This is a genomic window from Fulvivirga sp. AWR4_260 (genome assembly GCF_056158185.1).
The window spans coordinates 1-3,493 of the sequence record NZ_JBSWSU010000003.1; the positions used below are offsets into that span (position 1 = coordinate 1).

Genomic DNA, 3,493 nt, shown 5'->3' on the forward strand with positions numbered 1-3,493 from the left:
ATTGCCGAGATGAATAGTCTACTTCGAGATATGGAAGTCACAGAGCGCAGTGGGCAGTGTAACCATGGGCGTCCAACTTGGACTCAGTTGTCGATGTCTGATTTAGATAAATTGTTTTTACGAGGCCGTTAAGTTATGTCCAAACCTAAAGTTGTCTGTTTGATGGGGCCAACGGCTTCCGGAAAAACAGGCTTAGCAGTCGAACTGGCCAGCCAGCATGGCTATGAGATCATCAGTGTCGACTCTGCTCTTGTGTACAAAGGGATGGATATTGGTACGGCTAAGCCTGATGCTGAGACTTTGGCGCAGGCTCCCCATCGACTAATAGATATTATTGATCCAAGTGAAAGCTATTCAGCCGCAGATTTTATGGCCGATGCTTGTCGAGAAATAGATGACATCGTTGCGCATGGAAAAACGCCGCTATTGGTTGGTGGAACAATGATGTACTTCAATGCTTTGCAGAAGGGGCTTGCTCCGATGCCTGCGGCGGATCCTGCTATTAGAGCTGAGTTTGAGCAACATGCCGCCGAGTTTGGTCTGGCGAGTTTGCATGATCAGCTGAAACAGATCGACCCTGTGGCTGCCGAGCGCATTAACCCAAATGACCCACAGCGATTACAGCGGGCATTAGAGGTCTTTCGGTTAACAGGTAAAACAATGACACAGCTTTGGGCGGAGCAGGAAGCCCAAGAGCTGCCGTTTGATATGGTTAACTTAGCTGTGATGCCTCAAGACCGCGCAACCTTGCATCAGCGTATAGAACAGCGTTTCGATATCATGATGGAACAAGGTTTTTTGGCCGAAGTGGAGGCGCTATATCAGCGTGGAGACCTGACGATTGATATGCCTTCTATTCGCTGTGTGGGGTATCGTCAGCTTTGGCAATATCTTGAAGGAGAAGATTCTCTAGAGGATGCTATCTTTAAAGGGATTGTCGCGACTAGGCAGTTGGCGAAACGTCAGCATACTTGGTTGCGAGGTTGGGATAATTTGGTGATATTCGATAGTTTACAAAAGGATCTTTTAGGACAAACCTTGAAATACTTGCAAAGCGAGATTATATAAGGGGAAATCAGGAAAATTTTGTTGTATTATCTATAGTATTGTTTTGCCAATATTTTAATTATAAGTTTGCTTGCTTAAGGAGAATCCGATGTCAAAAGGGCAATCACTACAAGACCCTTACCTAAATGTGCTTCGCAAAGAGAGAGTGCCTGTGTCAATCTTTCTTGTGAACGGTATTAAACTACAAGGACAAATCGAGTCATTTGATCAGTTCGTGATCTTGTTGAAAAACACTGTTAGCCAAATGGTGTACAAACACGCAATCTCGACGGTTGTTCCTTCTCGTACAATTCGTCTACCGTCCCCTGATCAGGCGGAAGATGCTGCAGAATAAGTTTGCTCGACTAGAGCAAGCAGAGGTTAAATAACTTGTTTTTCGAACGCCCAGAAAGTGGTGAAATTGCTGTATTAGTCCATATCGATTTTAATGATCAAGAAGATAGGCATGGACCTGAAGAATTCGTAGAACTCGCTATCTCTGCTGGTGCAGACCCTGTCGCTGTCGTGACAGGGTCTCGTCAAAGACCTGATTCCAAGTTCTTTGTCGGCACTGGTAAGCTAGATGAAATCAAAGACATTGTGATTCGAGAAGAGGCTCAAGTAGTGCTTTTTGATCACGCCTTGTCCCCATCTCAAGAACGTAATCTTGAAAGTGTCCTCAAGTGTCGGGTACTAGTACCGTACCGGTCTTATCCTAGATATTTTTGCTCAACGTGCGCGAACTCACGAAGGTAAGCTGCAAGTAGAGCTTGCTCAGCTTCAGCACATGTCAACTCGTCTTATCCGTGGTTGGACCCACCTTGAACGTCAAAAAGGTGGTATTGGTATGCGTGGCCCTGGTGAAACGCAGCTAGAAACTGACCGTCGTTTATTGCGAGATAGAATAAAAGCAATCCAAAAACGCCTTGAGAAAGTAAACTCTCAGAGGGATCAAAGTCGTCGTGCTCGATCTCGTTCTGATGTTCCTACAATCTCGCTAGTTGGCTATACCAATGCTGGTAAATCAACATTGTTTAATAGGGCAACAGGAGCAGAGGTTTACGCAGCCGATCAACTGTTCGCAACACTTGATCCGACGCTACGCCGATTGGATCTAGAGCAAGTGGGGGCAGTAGTTTTAGCGGATACCGTAGGGTTTATTCGAAAACTGCCGCACCGTCTTGTCAAAGCGTTTCAGGCGACTTTGAAAGAGTCAGCGGAGGCTGATTTATTGCTTCACGTTGTTGATGCTGCGGATGTTAATCGAGATGAGAATATTGCTGCAGTTGATGATGTGTTAAATGAGATTGGCGCTAATGAGCTGCCAATGTTGAAGGTTTTTAATAAGATTGATGCCTTGCCTACTGGTGAAGCCAGAATAGATCGTGATGAACAAGGGAACCCAACGAGAGTTTGGTTGTCTGCACGTGAGGGGAATGGCATTGATTTACTTGAGCAGGCAATTGCGGAACTGCTGTCTGAGGAAATCGTAAAGGAAACCATTATTGTGCCGTCGAGTTTGGGTCGTTTTAGAGCGATGTTGTTCGAGCAGGGTGCTGTAAAGGGTGAAACTTATGATGAGCTAGGGCGATCTGTACTTGAATTATGTCTGCCTCGTAAGGATTATTTACAGATTCTTGCTAGAGTGGGTATGTCTGAAGAACAAATTCAGGCAGCCTAAATAACCGGATTATCATTACAAGAAAGTGGAGATGTAGTATGGCCTGGAATGAACCGGGTAATAACGACAACGACCCATGGAACACGGATAAAAACCGTAACAACAATGGTGGGCGTAACCAAGAACCTAATAATGACCCGTGGGGTCGTCAAGGTCAGAACGGCGGTAAAGATCAATCACCTCCAGACTTAGATGAGGCTTTTGGCAAGCTGATGGATATGCTTGGAGTTAAAAAAGAAGCGTGGTGGTAATGGCGGTTCTGGCTCAGGCGGTGGTCCAGGTATGGGAGGCAAGTTAAGCGGTGGCCTATTAGGTGTCGTTGTAATTGGCTTGTTTGCTCTGTGGGCGGCTACAGGTATCTATCAGGTGGACCAACAAGAACGAGGTGTTGTGCTTCGTTTGGGTAAATTCCACGAAACTGTTATGCCAGGTCTTCATTGGAATCCGCCAATGATTGATTCCGTTACTAAAGGTAAACGTTACTAAGGTTCGTTCACATGACCACAAGGCTTTAATGCTGACGGTCGATGAGGCGATCGTTGAAGTTGGCGTTTCTGTTCAATACTCCATTGATAATCCGCGTGACTTTGTCATTAACGTACGTTCTCCAGAAGACTCTCTGGCGCAAGCCGTTGAAAGTTCTTTACGTCACGTTGTGGGTACAACTGAAATGGATCAAATCTTAACAGAAGGTCGTGAAGTATTAGCGGCTGATGTGAAGGAGCGACTTCAGTCATACATTAATGATTACGGCACTGGTCTTTT

The 3,493-nt window shown here is 45.5% G+C and carries 7 protein-coding genes; all 7 read left to right on the plus strand.

Annotation, left to right across the window (positions count from 1 at the left end):
* Window positions 1–135 precede the first annotated feature (135 nt).
* On the plus strand, window positions 136–1,068 hold the full coding sequence (miaA, locus tag ACXACQ_RS06050; RefSeq protein ID WP_474975046.1) for a tRNA (adenosine(37)-N6)-dimethylallyltransferase MiaA: 933 nt from the start codon (window positions 136–138) through the stop codon (window positions 1,066–1,068).
* Window positions 1,069–1,156: 88 nt separating this feature from the next.
* Window positions 1,157–1,402, plus strand: a complete 246-nt coding sequence (gene hfq, locus ACXACQ_RS06055; RefSeq protein WP_067097470.1) for an RNA chaperone Hfq — start codon at window positions 1,157–1,159, stop codon at window positions 1,400–1,402.
* Window positions 1,403–1,437: 35 nt separating this feature from the next.
* Window positions 1,438–1,803, plus strand: coding sequence for an HflX-like GTP-binding protein (locus tag ACXACQ_RS06060; RefSeq protein WP_474975047.1), 366 nt, complete (start codon window positions 1,438–1,440; stop codon window positions 1,801–1,803).
* Window positions 1,760–2,728 carry a ribosome rescue GTPase HflX gene (hflX, locus tag ACXACQ_RS06065; RefSeq protein ID WP_474975051.1) on the plus strand — a complete coding sequence of 323 codons (969 nt, stop codon included), beginning with the start codon at window positions 1,760–1,762 and terminating at the stop codon, window positions 2,726–2,728. Before ACXACQ_RS06060 ends, hflX begins: the two co-directional genes overlap by 44 nt.
* Window positions 2,729–2,766: 38 nt before the next feature.
* Window positions 2,767–2,979: a protease modulator HflK N-terminal domain-containing protein gene (locus ACXACQ_RS06070; RefSeq protein WP_474975048.1), complete on the plus strand. Its 213-nt coding sequence runs from the start codon at window positions 2,767–2,769 to the stop codon at window positions 2,977–2,979.
* Entirely contained in the window at window positions 2,951–3,214 is a 264-nt protein-coding gene (locus ACXACQ_RS06075) for an SPFH domain-containing protein (RefSeq protein ID WP_474975049.1), read from the plus strand. The genes ACXACQ_RS06070 and ACXACQ_RS06075 overlap by 29 nt, the downstream gene beginning before the upstream one ends.
* A gap of 28 nt (window positions 3,215–3,242) precedes the next feature.
* The coding region (locus ACXACQ_RS06080) for an SPFH domain-containing protein (RefSeq protein WP_474975050.1) at window positions 3,243–3,493 on the plus strand (251 nt) is incomplete at its 3' end.